The following is a 16,231-nucleotide window of genomic DNA, read 5'->3' as shown; positions in this document are numbered from 1 at the left end:
GCTTGCGCGTACGAACACGGGGTAAGGGCGGATCGTATAATCACTGTCCCCTACTTTTGGGGCCAAATTGCCCACGAAAAGGAAGGGGCGGGCCATTTGCCTGCGCCCTCTCCAGCACATACTCCGTAGTATGAGAATTACCAGGCTGCTCCGGTCCCGCGATGAAAAAGTGGGCCTGCCCCGCAAAGTTACGGGTGCCCCGCCGGGGACCATCTTCTACACTGGCCGGCGGCAGATGGAGGATGTGCACGTACACCTGACGAGCTACGATGCCGAGGCGTACAACTGTGCCACCACCATCAACGAAATTCCGGCGGACACCGCCCCTGGGAAAATCGACTGGTACGATATGCGCGGCCTGCACCAAACCGAACTGGTGGGCGAGTTGGGCAGCCGCTTCGGCATGCACCCCCTGGCCCTGGAAGATGTGGCTGATGTGCAGCAGCGGCCCAAGATGGAAAGCTACGAAAAGGGCGTTTTCCTCCAGCTCAAAGCCTTTGCCTTCGACTCCGCAACGCGGCAACTCAGCACCGAGCAGGTTTCCATTTACCTGACGGACAATACTGTCGTCACCTTCCAGGAAGACGCGGGTGACCTCTTCGCCCCGGTGCGCCACCGACTGGAAATTGCCTCCGGGCGCATCCGCAGCCGGGGAGCAGATTACCTGGCCTACGCCCTGGTGGATAATGTCGTAGACCGCTACTTTACCGTCCTCGACCAAATCGAGGAAGCCCTCGATGCCCTCGAAGACAACATCCTCAAACGCCCCGAAGTCCAGACCAAGTCCTCCATCCACGACCTGCGCCTTTCGCTGCTGACCATGCGCAAGAGCACCAGCCCGCTGCGGGAAATGGTGGGCAACTTCGGCGACAGCAACCACTACCTCATTTCTGAAGACACCCAGCTGTTCGTCCGCGACTTGCGCGACCACGTCATTCAGGTCACCGACTTAGTGGAAACCTACCGCGACGTAACCAACGGTCTTTACGACCTCTACGTCAGTGAGATCAGCTTCCGGATGAACAGCGTGATGCAGACCCTGACGATCGTCTCGACCATCTTCATCCCCCTGAGCTTTTTGGCGGGCATCTACGGCATGAATTTTATCAATATGCCCGAGCTCAATACCCGCTACGGTTACTTCGTTTTGCTGGGCGTAATGGGCTTGGCCATTGTGGGGATGCTCTACCTTTTCCGGCGGCGTGGCTGGCTTTAGGCGGCGTGGGCGGGTCCGCATCCACTCCCGATTCAAGCATCTTCGGGGATATTGTTGCGGTACTTTGAGCAAATCCCCGGCTTTTTGCGTTCTTTACCGGAGAAAACCATCCTGCTGCAAATGAACAATCGCTCGCTCACCATCCTGGCCGCCATCCTTGGCCTGCTTTTCCTCATCGCTTTGTTTTGGGGCATCAGTCGCAACAGCGCCGCCGGAGACCTGCAAAGCCAAAATACCGAAATCAGCGCGGAAGTGGACCAACTGGCCCTGCTTCGCGACCGGCTTGAGGCCCAGGTAGACAGCATCGGGATCGCCTACGAATCAGCAGCAGCGGACAACGAAGCCTTGCGCGGACAGCTCACCGAAGCCCAGGAAACCGCCAAACGCGCCCTCTACGACATGCGGCAGGCCCAGAAATCGCGTAAAAACGACAACGCCGTAGCCTACCAGATGCGCCTCCAGATCGAAGACCTCATCAATACCCGCGCCAGCCTCGAAACCAGCCTGGCCGAACTCACCGCAGAGAACCAGGAATTGCGCCGCGCCAACGTTACCCTCCGCCAAGACCTCAGTGACGCCAAAACGGCCAACTACAACCTGGAGAAAAAGGCCGATAACCTGGAAACCATGACCAAAAGCATGGAAGCCGAAATTGAAAAAATGACCCTCGGAGCCTTTAAAGCCACCGCCATTCAGGTCGATCTCTTCAAAGGCAAGGGCGACAAAGTCACCGCCGACGCCAGCCGCATCCGCCGCCTCAACGTAAGTTTCGATCTGACGGATGTCCCCAACGAATTCCTCGGAGTACGGCCCATCTATCTGGTGCTCACCGACCAGTCCGGCACCCCCGTCGTTTCCGAAAACCCCGTGCGGGCCAAGGTCATCGTCAACGGTGCGGCCATGGACCTGATCGCTCTGGAGGGACGGGACGTAAACGTGGAGAAAAATCAACGCATCAGCTTTACCCACGAGCTGGACCAAAAGCTGGCCGGCGGTTTCTACCGGGCACAGATTTTTACTGACCTGGGCATGCTCGGCGCAGCCAACGTCCAGTTGCGCTAAGCGCAGGGGCGAACCTTCTCTCTTAGTTGTTGATTGCCATTCTTCCATTTTCACTCTTGCGCGCACTTTTATTTTTCCTGCTTTTACTAGGGGCCGGACTAGGTGCCCAGACGACTTACGCGCCACCGCTGCGGGGGCCATTGCTCATTACGGGAACCTTCGGTGAATTGCGGAGCAACCATTTTCACGGTGGGCTCGATTTCCGGGGGGCGGTGGGTACGCCGGTGTACTGCGTGGCCGATGGTTTCGTCAGCCGCATCTCCGTCAGTGCCGGCGGCTATGGGCAGGCGATTTACGTGGATCACCCCGATGGCCGTCGCAGCGTGTACGCCCACCTGGAAGCATTCCGCCAGGACCTGCTCGACACCGTCCGCGCCCGGCAGTTTGCGGAGGAGGAATTTGCCCAGGATTTGCGCTTCGACAGTACGGCCTTTCCCGTGCGACTGGGCGACCAGATCGGGGAGGTCGGCAACCGGGGATTCAGCTTCGGACCCCACCTGCACTTCGAAATCCGGGAAATTGCGGAAGACGTACCCCTCAACCCCTTTTCCCTCGGCTTTCCCATCGCCGATACGCGGGCACCCCAGATCCGCAACCTGCGCATCTACGAGCTGGACAGCAGCAGGCACGAACAACGTACCCAAACGCTGGAACCCACCGAACTCCCCGACAATCGCTATACTTTATCCGATACGGTGGTGGTACACGCGCCCCGGATCGGACTGAGTCTCAAGGCCTACGACCGGCAGAACGGCCTACCGAACTGGAACGGCATTTACGCCGGGGAGCTGCTGGCCGACAGCGTGCTGGTCCACCAGTTCGCCTTCAACCGCATCCCCTACGACCGGACACGCTACCTCAATGCGATGACCGACTACGCCGACTGGGTAGCCAACCAATCCTGGTACCATCGCTTCTGGGCGCTTACCCCCGAGGCGCTGTTCAGCAGTGACACCACCCGCCTGGGGGCTTTGGACGGGAGCCTCCAGCTGCGTCCCGGCCAACCCCAGTCCATCCGGATGCGGGTGCTGGACTACGCCGGCAACCTTGCTGAACTCTCCTTCACCGTGGTCTTCCAACCCAACACCAGCCCGGTTCCTCCCCGCCCGCACCAGTATTTCCTGCCCGCCGGTGAACCCAGCCTCATCGAAAACGGCGACTTCCGGCTCTACCTCGGCCCTAAGGCGCTGTACCGCGACTGCTATTTCCGCTACGCCCGCCTGCCGGATACCTCGGCGGGGCACCTCAGTGACGTCCACCAAATTCATTCCCCCCTTACCCCCCTGCACGGCCAAGCCACCCTCCACCTGCGACCCCGCGTACCCGTACCCGAAGCCCTGCGCGCCCACGTCTACCTGGGGCAGTGCGACGATGCAGGCAACTACCAAAGCCACGGCGGCGAATGGGAGGAAGACGGCCGAATGCGGGCCGACATTTCTACCTTCGGCGACTACGCCCTGTTTCTGGATACCATCCCGCCCTGGGTGGACATCGAGTATTTCAACACCGACCTCCGCCGTGCGGTGGGCTTCAGCCTGCAACTGAAAGACAACGTGCGGGGCGGCCAACTGCATTACCGCGGAACGATCGACGGGAAATGGGTGCTGCTGGAACACGAAGCCAAAAGCAATCGCCTCAACTACAGCTTCAACACCCAGGACCCCGGCCCAGGAGAGCACCTTTTCGTCCTCACTGCCGACGACAGCCGGGGCAACACCCTGCGCTGGGAACGCCGCTTCCGCCGCTGATTAGGGTCAGCTTGAGGGTGTCCCCCCCCGAATGTCCACGTTTCGGGGGGATGTCCTCAATCGGGAGTTTCGCTGCGCAGTATTTTATGCTCCGAATGGGGGCGTATAACCCACTACGGAGGCGAGATCTACGGCCGATTGGGCGAACGCGGCTATTGCGTCCCCCCTTTGCACCTGCGTCCGCGCCAAAAACTCCTGCTCGGTCTGCCCGGGGGTAGGGATGAAAATGCACTGGCGGCCGGGCAGGCGATCGAGGTCGAGCAAGGTGCTGTAGCCCGGGCGGCAGATGATGAACTCGGCTGCGGGCAGGTGTTGTTCCAGGAAAGCGCGGTTGGCAAAATCGTGGATGGTGACGTTGGCGGTGCTCCGTACCCGGTCGGCAGTGGGGATGCCCCGGACCAGCAAATGCGGTCCCGGAAGGCTGGCCAATTGTCCCAGCAGGATGGCCTCCAGGCGGGTGCGCATGGGCTCGGGCCCGCTGAGCAAACTGAAAGTACGCCAGGTTTTGGGCGGCGGCGTGGACGGAAAGTGCAGCCGGCTGAGGGGGCCAATGTAGCGCACCTTCTCGTAGCCGCAGGCGTCGGAAAGGCGCCCGCTCAGGCGCTGGTCGGCGCTGTCCGGCACCCAAAACTCGCTGAACCGTTGCAGGTAGCGGGTGTAAAGCCCCGAGAGGGGGGCGAAGTTAAAAATCGGGTGCAGCTGGTGGGTGAGCAGGATAGAAGGGACGCCGGGAACGTAGCAGCCGAAGCGGGAATCAGAGATGATGCGGTCGATGCCCAGCGTACGCACCAGGCGGGCAGTCTGCCGGCGTTCGCGCCACACGGTACGCAGCCAGCGCGGTGCCTGCAGCGCTACGTTCAGGGGCATATTTTCGGTGGGGTAACTGACGCCGTAAGCGGGCAGTTCGTATACCGGCGTGCCCGGGCGCTCCTTTTCCAGAAAACGCAGGGCGCTGCCGCAGGATGCAAAGAATACCTTATCGCCAGCCGCCTCCAGTTCTCCGGCCAGGGCCAGACTGCGGGAGGCGTGGCCCAGGCCCCAATCCAGGACACAGAGCAGGGTGCGAAAGGAGCTGGGGCCTTCGCCCGGTGGAGGAGCGCCCAAGCGGCCCTTACTCATAATTCTCCCGGAACCAAGGCTTGTAGTCTTCGATGGAGCGGGCCTTAAGGACTTCGCGGTAGTTGCTCTGGGAAACGGCGAAGAGATCGTAGCTGTACTTGCCAGCGTCGAGGAACTCCTGTTCTTTTTCCCTGGCCGTCTGGAAATACTGCATGGCCTCGGTGCCGGTGAGGTACTTACGCAAGACGAGGACGGGCGTACTGTTGTTGTCACCTAAGTAAACGTTGGTAACCCGCAAGCGATCGAGCTTGTAGTACTTGTTGTTGAACTCGGAGACGGCCACTTTGGCGGCGTTCAGGTCGGTATCCTCCTTATCGAATACAATGATGAGGTAGTGGGCCTCCTTCATGGACTCCTTAAAGCCGCCGCCGATGCTGACGTTGGCCTGGCCGGGGATGGAGGAACCGGTTTCTCCCAGAAGGCGGAGAATTTCCTTGGCGCGGGTTTGCTCGGGGGTATTATCGAACTGGGCCACCACCTGGCGGAGTTCGGCGATGTAGGCCGGGCGACCTTGCAGGTTGCCGGTGGCCATGGCCAGCAGGAGGGCGTAGCGTGGTTTGAGGGGGTGCTGCCCCAGGAGGGTTCCCCGGCCCTTGGCGGCCAGATCGAAGGCTAGCTGGTATTCCCCGCGTTCGAAGGCAGCGTAAGCCACCTCGTAGTCGCGCATGAGTTGGTCTTCCTTGGCCAGCAGGGTACTGGCGTAGGTGGGGTCGTTGGCGAGTTGATCAAACTTTGAACCCCGGTACTTGCCGGAGAGCAGCTTGGCAAATTCGGCGGCCTTGGTGGCGTTGCCCATTTCCCGGTGAATGAGGAATTGGTAGTACCAGCTTTCGGCTTCGGCGTTGGCGGCGGGGTAGCGCTCGTTGAGGGTCGCGAAGGCTTCGAGGGCCTTGTCGTTGTTCTCCAGCTTATCGCGGTACTCGCGACCCAGGTTAAACCAGTTTTCGGCGAGCTGGATGCGCATGGTCGTCTGCGCCGTCTCTTCGGTCGGGATGCCTTGCAGAATACCCTTAATTTCGTCTTCGGTGATCATCGATACCTCCTCGGCGCTGGGGTCGCCTTGGGTGCCGTCGCCCTCCGCTTCAAAAAGGCCCGCGTCGGTGCGTTGGCTGCGGCGCCAGTTGTCCTCCAGGTTGCGCTCACCCCAGCGGCGCTCGAAGTCGCGTTTGCCTTTTTTGACGGCGGAAGGGTTGTAGGCGAAAAAGTCGCTGGCCCCCACCGAGTTACTGGCCAGGTTGCCGCGCTGGCCCGCACTGGCTACGGGATTAACCGGCGCGGCAGCGGCGGCGCGGCGGGCCTCGAAGAGGTCTTTGGCCCACTTATCCCGCTGGGCAACGGGCAGGGTGCCGATGCGCAGGAGGCTATCCTTGAGCTGGATGTCTTGCAGGTAGCCGGCGATGCCCGTGAGTTGGTCGCGGCGGCTGGCCAAGGGGGCGTAGCGCTCGTCCGTTTTCCCCATTACCGTGAGGGTGGAGTCGTAGTACAGCTTGGCGGGCAGGTAGTCGCCGTCAGCGTAGGCGAGGTCGCCCAGCATCTTGTAGGCTTCCAGTTGCTGGATGGGTCCGGCGCTGGCGCTGGCCAGGGCGCGTTGCAGGTAAGCAGCCCCGGTGGCCGCATCGCCGCTGCGCAGGGCGAGGGCAGCGATGGAAAAGAGGATCTGGCTTTCGTAGGGCAGGTTCTTTTCCTCCTTGGCCATCCGTTCCAGCTTCTTGATGGCCTCAGCTGCGGAGCCGGAACCACTGAGGAATTCGTTTTGGGCGAGATTAAGCCGGGCTCCCAGCTCCAGCTCGTAGGCGGGCTTGGCGGCGATGGCTTTTTCGAAAGCGGCAGCGGCACCGGCGGGCTGGCCGAGCTCCTGTTGGAGTTGGCCCGCAATGTAGTGGAAGCGGGCGCGTTCGTTGCGCTCTTCGGCAACCTCTGCCGCTTCTTCGAGGTAGGGGATGGCCTGTTCTGGGTTGTTTTGCTCCAGATACAGGTAGGCCTGGACGGCCATGGCCTTGCGGCGGACGTCGGGGAAGGTCCCCCGGTCCGCCCGGAGGTCTTCCAGGATGATCTGGGCCTGGTCGAAATTATCCCGTTTGATCAAAGACCAGGCGAGCCAGAGGCGACCTTCCTGAAAGGCGGGGCGGTGCTTGATCAGGTAGCTGTCGGGCTTTTTGCCGTAGGCTTCCGTGCCCGTGCCCAAGTCTGCGGCTTTGCTGAAGATGGAGATCATCCCCACCGGGCCCAGTGCTTCTTCTTCCGCTGCGGGTTCTTCTTCGGGTTCGTTGCGCAGTCCGGTGGTGTCGCGCACGATGGGGGCCAGTTTGATGCCGCGCTTGCGGGCCTTGATGCGTGCTTTGCGTTCCTTCTCCCGGCGTTTGTTTTCGGCTTTGCGTTCTTTCTCTTGCTGGCGGCGGATTTTTTCCTTCTCCTTGCGGGCATCTTCCCGGGCGCGGAGGCGCTCTTTGCGTTCCTGTTCGGGGTTGGTTTCTACGTCGCGGCGGCTGACGAAAGCGTCTTCCTCGGGTTCGGCCGCTCCCTTGCGGGCTTTACTCTTTTTGCGCTGGGGGCGGGGGCGAAACTCGTTGACCAGGAAGCGGAAGGTCTTTTCGGCACTTTCGTAATCCTGTTTGATGAGCTGGGCTTGCCCGATGAGGAGGTAGCTATCGTCCACCCAGTTGCTGTAGGGGTGCTTCTTGACCACCAGGGCAACCTTTTCGATGGCCTTATCGAGGTCGCCGTTGACGGAGCTCGTGTTTTCCACCTCCAGAAAGGGAAACATCTTCAGGCGCTGCGTGTAGTTGTCCACGTGCTGCTCCTCCAGGGTCAGGAGGGTGGCGGCCATGAGTTCCTCGGCGTTGAAGTAGCCGTTGTAGTGGGAGTTCATGTTGTGCCAGAGCTTGGCCATGGGGCCTTGCTCGTCCCGCCGCTTGGTGGAGGAACAACTGGAAACGAGCACCTGAAAGGCCAATAGAAGAAGGAAAAAGCGCGTTAAATGCTTCAAGATGTGATGACTTTGGGCTCACACTACGGCGGGGTGGGGAATACCCCGGGGTGAGGAGTTGGGACGGGGGCAAACCCTGGAGGCTTATATTTGCACTTCGCCAGGATGGGGAAAAAGCAGCGCAAAGGTACGGGAAACCAGGAATCTACCTTCCACCCTGAACGCTCGGCACCCCGCCCGAAGTGTGGCATTAATACTAAAAATCAAGACCTTCCGCATGGAAGAACTACAAGGCAAACAGAACTGGTGGCAACGCTTCCGTACGACGAGTAAGGACGAGTACCAGCTCGTGGTCCGGGACGTGAAGAGTTTCCGCGAAATTGGTTCCTACAACCTGACCCCGCTTAACCTCTACGTGGCCATTTCCTCGCTGCTGTTTTTGGTGGCCGTAGCGGTCTTTTTGCTGGTGGCTTTTACTCCCTTGCGGAAGTACATCCCGGGTTACGGTGACGTAGTGCAGCGGCAAGAAATTAACCAGATGGAAGACATGCTGCAAGACATGGGCGCGCAGCTGGAGTCGCAGGCCCTCATGATCGAAACGATGCGCCGCAACATTCATGGCGAGGTAGTGACCAGTGCCGACGTAGAGGGCGAAGGCGGCCAGGTAGATACCCTTTCCACGAAGCCCGTTCCTCCCTCGGAGGCGGAGATTCGCCTGCGCCGGGAAATGGCCCTGGAGCGGGTAGGGCAGAGCAGCCGCGGCCCCTCTGGGCTGGTTCCCACCCCGGGCAGTGCGGAAGTTCCCCTGGCGCAATTGTTTATGGTAGCGCCCGTAACGGGGGAGATCAGCGCTGGCTTCAACCCCAGCGAAGACCACCTGGGCGTAGACATTCTCGCACCGCAAAACACGGCCATCAAAGCCAGCCGCGATGGGATTGTGTTCATCAGTGAATACACCAGCTCGAACGGCAACGTCATCGGCATTCAACACGACAATAACCTGATCACTTTCTACAAGCACAACTCCCAGCTCCTCAAAAAGGTGGGCGACCAGGTGAAAGCCGGCGAAGCCATCGCCATCATTGGCAATACGGGCAAGCTCTCCTCGGGGCCCCACCTCCACTTCGAGGTCTGGCACAACGGTAAGGTACTGGACCCCGTGGAATACCTGCGGTTTTAGGCAAGTGGTTATTGACTGACGACTGTTGAATCCTTCGGGGCCCGTTGGCTTCCCGGACTGCGACCTCCTTTGCGCTTTCAACCGGCATTGCACCTGCGGCCGCGCCCGTCAACGAATTCGACGGACTGAGAACGGATCCCTCGAAAAGCGTGGCCTTGCTGTGCTTCCCTGCCCGGAAATTGCCTTATTTTTCGCGGATGAAGAACGCTGGCGCGCCATGGTGGATAAAGCGGAAAGAAGTACTGGCTTTCTTGGCCTTCTACGGCCTTTCTTCACTGGTGCTGCACACGGTATCCTGGATTTCCTACGGAGGAGTGGCCAATGGGCACGCAGCCTGGTTGAATTCCGAAGAGTTCTGGGCCAGCTCGGGCGCCAAATTTATGGCCAACTTGCTGCTCACGCTACCCATCGCCTACCTGGTCCTCCTGCGCTACCCCCACTGGGCGGGCTGGAAAACCGGCCTCTTGCACCTGCTTTATCTTCCCTTTTTCGTGTTGATGTCCTACTGGCTGGTCATACGCGTGAAAGGATACTTTGGGTGGGTCAATATTTTCGGTGGCCGCAACGTCATCTGGCTCCTCTATATGGACGCTTTATTTTACCTGTTGCAGTTCGGCCTGATGCACGCTTACGTTTTTCAGCGGCGGCTGCAGGGGGAAATGGCCGAAAAGGCAGACTTGCGTGAAGCCGCGCTGCAAAGCCAGCTGACGGCCCTGAAGGCCCAGCTCAACCCCCACTTTTTGCACAATCTTTTCAATACCATCAACGCCTCCATCCCGCCCGAAAACGAACGGACCCGGGAGCTGGTCATCAAACTATCGGACCTCTTTAGGTACCAGAATAAGGCCTCGCAGCGGGAATACACCACGGTGGGGGAGGAACTGGCTTTTATCCGGGCGTACCTGGACCTGATTGAGGCGAGGTTTAAAGAAAAAATTCGCACTGTCTGGGCCATCGCTGAAGGCGTGGACCGCTACCCGATTGCGCCCATGTTGCTGCAACCCTTGGTGGAAAACGCCGTGACCCACGGCCTGGGGCCGCAGGTTGGGGCAGGGGAACTGAGCGTCCGGGTGAGCTGGGAGGGGGAACTCCTGGCCTTCGAGATCCGGGACACCGGAGTGGGGCTGGCCGCGGAAGACCGCGAAAAAATTTTTACCCGGGGCCTCGGGCTGGCCAATACCCGCCTGCGCCTGCAAAGGATGTACGGAACTGACTTACACCTGGCCAACCTTTCCCCCAGCGGCCTGGGCGTCAGCTTTCGCATCTCCGTGGCCACTGCTGCAGAGGGGCTGCCTGCAGTGTCCTTTCACCGGGCAACGGAAAAAAAACTGCTCCAATGACCGAGGTAGTCTTGATCGATGATGAAGCCGATGCGCGGCAGTTGCTGCGGCAGTACCTCGGGGAGCTGCCCGGTTTTCGGATTGTGGGCGAAGCCGCTGACGGCCCTGCAGCCGTAGAAGTCATCAACGAGCGGCGTCCTGATTTGCTGTTTTTGGACGTGCAGCTGCCCGGGTGCAACGGCTTTGAGGTACTTACCCGCTTGAACGAACTGCCGCAGGTGATTTTTTCTACGGCCTACGACGACTATGCGCTGCGCGCCTTTGAGGTGCATGCGTTGGACTACTTGCTCAAACCCATCGGCCGGGCCCGCTTCCAGGCGTCCATTGCTCGCCTGGAGCACGTAAATTCCGTGGCCAACCTGACCGAAAGTCTGCTGGGCAAGGCCGCCGACTTTCCCGCCAAGGTCATCCTGCACAAGGGGCAACGCCGGGTGCTGGTGCGGGTGGAAGACATTCTCTCCATTGATGCTTACGGCGATTACTGCAAAGTTCACCTGGCCAAAGAAACCCTCCTGGCGGGATCGGGCATCAGTGATCTGGAGCGCAAACTGAATCCAAGGCAATTTTTGCGGGTGCACCGTTCCCATTTGGTGAACCTGGACCACGCCAGCGAATTGGAACGCAGCGGTCGCTATTGGCACCTGCGCCTGGGAAACGCGACGCGGGTGCGTGTCAGCGACGCCTACCTCGGGGAAATACGGCGACTGATGCTTTAGGCTTTCAATCGACGGGGATGGAGGCGGTCTCCAGATAGTAAATGTTCCAGATGCGTTCTCCGTCGGCACTGCGGCCTTCCCCCCGGTCGCTGCTGAAGTAGAGGTATTTGCCGTCGGGGGAAAAGGCAGGGCTGCTTTCGTAGTGGCCGGAGTTGATGACGGGGCCCAGGCTTTTGGGGGCCGACCAGCCACCGGGCGTGCGCCGGGCGTAGTAGAGGTCTTCACCGCCGAAGGTGTCGGGGCGATCGGAAGAAGCGAAGATGAGGTATTTGCCGTCGGGGGATACCACTGCCCCCAGGTCATAGCCCGGGGAGTTGATGGGGGCGGGAAGTTCCGTTGGAGGCGCGAGGGTGCCATCGGGCAGCCGCGGGGCCACGAAAATATTGGTGCCCCTTTCGTTGCTGCCCTTAGACCAATAATAGAGGTTGCCTGCGGAGTCTTCGGTGGGGCAGGTCTCGTAGTTTTCGGGCCAGGACGTAGTGGCCGCCATAATCTTGTTGATAGAAGGGGGAAGGGGAGTGGGGGCCGACCAGCCGCCGGGGGTTTTCTGCATCACCCAGAGGTTCATATCAATTTTCGCCGTGGTGGGCCGCCCGGGGATGGGCCGGAAGCTGGCGAAGTAGAAGCGCTCACCGTCGGCGCTGATGAAGGGTGCCTCGTCCGTCGCCGTGGAAAATGGCGCGATGCTGGGTACGCCCCAGGTACCGTTGGTCTTGGTAGAAGTGTATATTTTCTGGGCCACGGTCCCGGCGGCGCGGCGGCAGAAGTAGAGGGTATTCCCGTCGGGCGTAAAGGTGATTTTCCATTCGTTGTTCTCCGGAGTAGTGATCAGGCCGGGCAGGAAAAGAATGGGTTCGTTGATGACGCGTTCGCCATTCTGGTAGTACTCCGTGGCGGTGGGCGTACCATTTTGGTCGTAGCGGCTGAGTTGGCCGTGTAATTTGCCCCGCAGGTAGGCCGCCTCTTCGGCAAGCGCCCCGTTGGGGTGATAGGTCCGGCTGAGACCCGTGGGGAGATCGTTTTCGTACACCAGTTCAACCCGCAGCTGGCCATTGGGGTAAAAGTATTCCCATTTGCCATTGCCCAGGCCGGCCGACCACTGGGCCCGGTAGCGGAGGTGGCCGTTGGGGTACCACTCCCGCCACCGACCGGAAGCCTGCCCATTGGTCACTTCTTTCCAAACGGCCGGCGAACCATCCCCGAAATCATCAGCAACGATGCCCGTAAATGCTACCGAATCATTTAACTCCTCGGAGCGCAGCGTGGGAACTGGGCCTAACTGCGCGAAAAGGGGAAAAGCCGAAAATGAGAGAGAGAACAGGAGGTAGAAGAGGAACCTGCGCGACATGGCGATGATGTTTTGGTACGGAGACCAAAGAAAATCCTCCCGGCTGCCAGCGAAAAGAATTATCCGCTGAAACGGTTTATCAGGCGGTGAATCCGCAGTGCACGCACTTATCCCCCTGCCAAAGCAAACTCCGGCCAGCACCAACCCATCTCCCTGCGAGGCCCACTAGACCAGGCGGTCGGCGTAAAGAATGGGCTCGGGGTACTCCTTCTTGAAGCTGTAGCGGATGATGTCAAAGGCAGTAACTACCCCCTTCAATTCGCCGGCCAGGTTAACTACGGGCAGGGTCTTGAACCGGCGGTCCATGAACAACTCTGCGGCCGTACCTACCTTGTCTTTCGGGGCGAGGCGGACGACGTTGGTGGTCATCACGTCCCGGACCTTATCCCCGGCACAATCGGGGTTGTTGCGGCAGTTTTTCCACAGGTCGAAGGAGGTAATGAGGCCCACCAGCTTACCATTTTCCACTACGGGCAACTGTTGGAGGCGCTTGCGTTCCATGATCGCAAGAACGTCGTTCACCGTCTGCTCGGGCGAGACGGTGGTGACGGCGGTAGACATAACGGTGCGGACTTCTTCATTCATCATAGGTTGAATCTTTTGCGGTCCTTCGGGGTGCGTCTAAGGTAAGTAATAATTTTCCTTATTGCAAACCGCCAAAGAAATTATTGCCGCCAGAAAAAATTCAGCCCGCCGTTCTTTAAGACAAGCGCTTAGTGGGCCAACCTGTAAGTATCGTTCTATTAAGTCGACGTCAGCGCCGCGCTGGCTAGAGCTGGGTGTAACAGGACTTGCAGGTTGGCCCACTAGCTTACCCTCCAGACGCTATCGGCAAACCAGCCCCGGGAGTCTTCCAGGTTCTGAACGAAAGTATAGCCCGCTGCGGCGGCCAGGGCGCGGATTTCTTCGCGGCTGTACTTCTGGCTGATTTCTACGCAGATGGCTTCGTAGGCTTCGAAGGTGATGGAATGGTCCAGGTCGGGCAAGTGAACCGTCTGCGGCCCGTCGGCCACCAGAAAGCTGCGCGCCGCTCCGCCGGCGGGGTCGTAGGTTTCCCAGTGTTTCCAGGCGCTGAGTTGGAAGTCGGCCCCCAGCTCGCGGTTGATGCGCGCCAGGAGGTTGAGGTTGAACGCGGCAGTGTGCCCGGCCGGGTCATTGTATGCGGCCAGGATGGTGGCGGGGTCTTTCTTCAGGTCGAAGCCCGTCAGCAGCAGGTCGCCCGGCCGGAGGAAGCTGCGCAGGTGGCGAAGGAATTTCTCGGCTTCGGCCCGGTTGAAGTTGCCAATGTTGGCCCCGGGGAAGAGCACCAGCCGCAGGTGATCGGTCTTGCTTTGGCCCAGGCGGTTGAGGGCCGTAAAGTAATCGGCCTGGATGGGCTCGAAAGGCAGCAAGGGCCAGCGGTGGTGGATCAGGTCACCCAGCAAATCAATGGCGTTGGCGCTGATGTCGATCGGCCGGTACACAAAACGCGCACCCGCCGCCAGGAACTGCTCGATCAGGTGTTGGGTCTTGGAACCGTCGCCGGCGCCCAGTTCGATCAGGTCGAAGGGGCGGCCAGCAATGATGGACAGCAGGGCCGGACCACTCCGCTGGAAAATTTCCCGCTCACAGTCGGTCAGGTAGTACTCCGGCATCGCCATGATGGCCTGGAAGAGGGCGTCGCCGCGCTCGTCGTAAAACCACTTGCTGGAAAGGCGCTTGGGCTGCTCGCTCAGGCCTTCGATGACTTCGGCGGCAAAGGGGGAAAGGGTGGGCACGGGAATTGTTTTTGGCATGGGGGCTTAAAGCGGTGCGTCTTTGGCCAGGCGCAGACCGGTAAACTGCCAGCGCTTATCGGCCTGGAAAAAATTGCGGTAAGTGGGGCGGATGTGGCTCTGGGGCGTAGCACAACTGCCACCCCGCAAGACCATTTGGTTGATCATGAATTTGCCATTGTACTCTCCCAAGGCTCCCTCGGGGCGGGGGTAGCGGGGGTAGGGGAGGTAGGCGGAGTTGGTCCATTCCCAGACCGTGCCCAGCAGCTGGGACTCATCTTTTGCGGGCGCTTGGGGGTGCAGCTGGCCGGCATCCGACCAATTTTGCCCTGCGTGTACTTCGGGGTCCAGCTGGCGGCAAGCCACCTCCCACTCAAATTCAGTGGGCAGGCGGCACCCGGCCCATCGGGCGAAGGCATCGGCTTCGTACCAGCTGAGGTGGGTAGCGGGCTGGGCCGGGTCCACCACCTGCAAGCCGCCGCGCAGCTGGTAGTGAAACCAGTTGCCTTCCGCATCCTGGTTCCAGTACAACGGCGCTTTTACATCCAGGCCGCGTGCCCACTCGATGCCCTCCATTTGCCAGAGCTCGAAGCGTTCGTAGCCCCGGTCTGCCATGAAATCCAGGTACTCGCCGTTGGTAACCAGGCTCTTTGCCAGCTGAAAGTCATCCAGGTAGACTTGGTGAACGCCCAGCTCATTGTCCCAGCAAAAGCCCGGTCCCCGGTGGCCAATCGTGTGCAACCCGCCCGCGATGGTGTGGAAAGCTGGCGCTGGCGTCCCTCGCCCTTCAACGGGCCCGGCACCTGCGGCCGCGCCCCCGTAAGCGGGATAAAGCGGGTTGGTGCCGAGGATGTATTTGATGTCCGTTACCAGCAACTCCTGGTGCTGTTGCTCGTGGTGGATGCCCAACACGATGAGTTCGCTGATCTGGTCCAGGGCCGGGTGATCGCTGCCCAGCAACTCCAGCACGGCTGCATCAACGTGCTCGCGGTAGGCCAGTACCGTAGCCAGTTCGGGCCGGGTCATGTTGCCGCGGCTGCTGCGCAGGATACGCGGCCCCTGGCTCTCGTAATAACTGTTGAAAAACCAGTTCAGGCGCTCGTCGAAGCGCACGTAGCCTTCCACAAATTCGGCCAAAACAAAATTTTCGAAGAACCAGGTGACGTGGCCTAGGTGCCACTTCGGCGGACTCACGTCGGGGTGCGGCTGCACCACGTAGTCCTCCGGCCGGAGGGGCTGGCAGAGGGCCACACTCTGGCGGCGCACGGCGCTGAAATGGGCTTGCAGGGAAGCAGTTTCGGGTATTTGCCTGGTCATGTTCGCTCACTTACGGTGACGCCTTTCCAGAAGGCTACCCGGTCGCGGATTTTTTCGGCGGCGGGGAAAGGATCGGCGTACTGCCACACGGCATCGGGGTTTTCCTGACCATCCACCACCAGGTGATAGTAGCTGCACTCGCCCTTCCAGCCGCAGTAGGTGGTGGTGGTGCTGGGCCGCAGGTAGTCTTGCTGCACGCTCTCCAACGGGAAGTAGTGGTTGCCTTCCACCACCACCGTATCGTCACTTTCGGCCACGAGATGACCATTCCAACTGGCTTGCATCATTGTTTTTCTTCTGTTCGTCCATTCAAACGCAGACGCGGCACTTGGGTTCTCGCAGCGGGCAAGATGGGCCGCAGGGGAGGGGAATTCGTCGTTTTCCGACACATCATGTACGCCCAAAACGGCCTCCGTTGGTTGGGCGCGGCCGCAGGTGCTCCCCCCCGGCCCCCCAACGGGGGGAGTCAGGATAAGGAGCAATGCAAAAAGCGCTTGTGTATTTC

Annotated in this window: 13 protein-coding genes; 6 read left to right on the top strand and 7 right to left on the bottom strand. The window is 60.3% G+C overall.

Going from position 1 to position 16,231, the window contains the following annotated elements:
* Positions 1 to 130 precede the first annotated feature (130 nt).
* From corA to H9S92_RS17500, 3 genes are all read left to right on the top strand, one after another.
* Positions 131 to 1,216 carry a magnesium/cobalt transporter CorA gene (corA, locus tag H9S92_RS17510; RefSeq protein WP_187467997.1) on the top strand — a complete coding sequence of 362 codons (1,086 nt, stop codon included), beginning with the start codon at positions 131 to 133 and terminating at the stop codon, positions 1,214 to 1,216.
* Positions 1,217 to 1,300: 84 nt separating this feature from the next.
* Positions 1,301 to 2,278, top strand: a complete 978-nt coding sequence (locus H9S92_RS17505) for a hypothetical protein (protein ID WP_187467996.1) — start codon at positions 1,301 to 1,303, stop codon at positions 2,276 to 2,278.
* Positions 2,279 to 2,334: 56 nt separating this feature from the next.
* Positions 2,335 to 4,026: a M23 family metallopeptidase gene (locus tag H9S92_RS17500; RefSeq protein WP_187467995.1), complete on the top strand. Its 1,692-nt coding sequence runs from the start codon at positions 2,335 to 2,337 to the stop codon at positions 4,024 to 4,026.
* An 84-nt stretch (positions 4,027 to 4,110) separates the two neighbouring features.
* Here H9S92_RS17500 and H9S92_RS17495 read toward each other — a convergent pair whose 3' ends face one another.
* Together H9S92_RS17495 and porW are read right to left on the bottom strand one after the other, a co-directional pair.
* The gene (locus H9S92_RS17495) at positions 4,111 to 5,145 is read right to left on the bottom strand and encodes a glycosyltransferase family protein (protein WP_187467994.1); all 1,035 of its coding nucleotides are present in this window, start codon (positions 5,143 to 5,145) and stop codon (positions 4,111 to 4,113) included.
* Entirely contained in the window at positions 5,138 to 8,131 is a 2,994-nt protein-coding gene (gene porW / locus H9S92_RS17490; RefSeq protein WP_187467993.1) for a type IX secretion system periplasmic lipoprotein PorW/SprE, read from the bottom strand. Before porW ends, H9S92_RS17495 begins: the two co-directional genes overlap by 8 nt.
* A gap of 217 nt (positions 8,132 to 8,348) precedes the next feature.
* Between porW and H9S92_RS17485 the strand changes: the two genes are divergently transcribed.
* Genes H9S92_RS17485 through H9S92_RS17475 form a run of 3 tightly spaced genes read left to right on the top strand, consistent with a single transcriptional unit; the run spans position 8,349 to position 11,307 of the window.
* Entirely contained in the window at positions 8,349 to 9,251 is a 903-nt protein-coding gene (locus H9S92_RS17485; protein WP_187467992.1) for a M23 family metallopeptidase, read from the top strand.
* 44 nt (positions 9,252 to 9,295) lie between these two features.
* The gene (locus tag H9S92_RS17480) at positions 9,296 to 10,591 is read left to right on the top strand and encodes a sensor histidine kinase (RefSeq protein WP_187467991.1); all 1,296 of its coding nucleotides are present in this window, start codon (positions 9,296 to 9,298) and stop codon (positions 10,589 to 10,591) included.
* Positions 10,588 to 11,307, top strand: coding sequence for a LytR/AlgR family response regulator transcription factor (locus tag H9S92_RS17475; RefSeq protein ID WP_187467990.1), 720 nt, complete (start codon positions 10,588 to 10,590; stop codon positions 11,305 to 11,307). The genes H9S92_RS17480 and H9S92_RS17475 overlap by 4 nt, the downstream gene beginning before the upstream one ends.
* 4 nt (positions 11,308 to 11,311) lie before the next feature.
* Here the strand turns inward: H9S92_RS17475 and H9S92_RS17470 are convergent, their stop codons facing one another.
* From H9S92_RS17470 to H9S92_RS17450, 5 genes are all read right to left on the bottom strand, one after another.
* Positions 11,312 to 12,655 (bottom strand): PD40 domain-containing protein, encoded by a 1,344-nt coding sequence (locus tag H9S92_RS17470; RefSeq protein ID WP_187467989.1) that lies wholly within the window; start codon positions 12,653 to 12,655, stop codon positions 11,312 to 11,314.
* 165 nt (positions 12,656 to 12,820) lie between these two features.
* On the bottom strand, positions 12,821 to 13,243 hold the full coding sequence (locus H9S92_RS17465; protein WP_187467988.1) for a CBS domain-containing protein: 423 nt from the start codon (positions 13,241 to 13,243) through the stop codon (positions 12,821 to 12,823).
* A 218-nt stretch (positions 13,244 to 13,461) separates the two neighbouring features.
* Positions 13,462 to 14,412, bottom strand: a complete 951-nt coding sequence (locus tag H9S92_RS17460; RefSeq protein WP_222936154.1) for an L-histidine N(alpha)-methyltransferase — start codon at positions 14,410 to 14,412, stop codon at positions 13,462 to 13,464.
* Positions 14,413 to 14,436: 24 nt separating this feature from the next.
* Entirely contained in the window at positions 14,437 to 15,726 is a 1,290-nt protein-coding gene (gene egtB, locus H9S92_RS17455; RefSeq protein ID WP_187467986.1) for an ergothioneine biosynthesis protein EgtB, read from the bottom strand.
* Complete coding sequence (locus H9S92_RS17450) at positions 15,723 to 16,013, bottom strand: DUF427 domain-containing protein (protein ID WP_187467985.1); 291 nt, start codon at positions 16,011 to 16,013, stop codon at positions 15,723 to 15,725. Before H9S92_RS17450 ends, egtB begins: the two co-directional genes overlap by 4 nt.
* Positions 16,014 to 16,231: the final 218 nt, after the last annotated feature.

Origin of the sequence: Neolewinella lacunae (assembly GCF_014349155.1) — a bacterium.
GTDB lineage: Bacteria > Bacteroidota > Bacteroidia > Chitinophagales > Saprospiraceae > Neolewinella > Neolewinella lacunae.
The sequence above is the reverse complement of the archived record's forward strand: the minus strand, read 5'-3'. Positions and strand labels throughout refer to the sequence as shown.

What these genes read in the sequence shown, in the direction of transcription:
- corA (WP_187467997.1), top strand. Translation starts at nt 131, where the DNA reads ATGAGAATTACCAGGCTGCTCCGGTCCCGCGATGAAAAAGTGGGCCTG.
- H9S92_RS17495 (WP_187467994.1), bottom strand. Translation starts at nt 5,145, where the DNA reads ATGAGTAAGGGCCGCTTGGGCGCTCCTCCACCGGGCGAAGGCCCCAGC.
- H9S92_RS17485 (WP_187467992.1), top strand. Translation starts at nt 8,349, where the DNA reads ATGGAAGAACTACAAGGCAAACAGAACTGGTGGCAACGCTTCCGTACG.
- H9S92_RS17475 (WP_187467990.1), top strand. Translation starts at nt 10,588, where the DNA reads ATGACCGAGGTAGTCTTGATCGATGATGAAGCCGATGCGCGGCAGTTG.
- H9S92_RS17470 (WP_187467989.1), bottom strand. Translation starts at nt 12,655, where the DNA reads ATGTCGCGCAGGTTCCTCTTCTACCTCCTGTTCTCTCTCTCATTTTCG.
- H9S92_RS17465 (WP_187467988.1), bottom strand. Translation starts at nt 13,243, where the DNA reads ATGATGAATGAAGAAGTCCGCACCGTTATGTCTACCGCCGTCACCACC.
- egtB (WP_187467986.1), bottom strand. Translation starts at nt 15,726, where the DNA reads ATGACCAGGCAAATACCCGAAACTGCTTCCCTGCAAGCCCATTTCAGC.
- H9S92_RS17450 (WP_187467985.1), bottom strand. Translation starts at nt 16,013, where the DNA reads ATGATGCAAGCCAGTTGGAATGGTCATCTCGTGGCCGAAAGTGACGAT.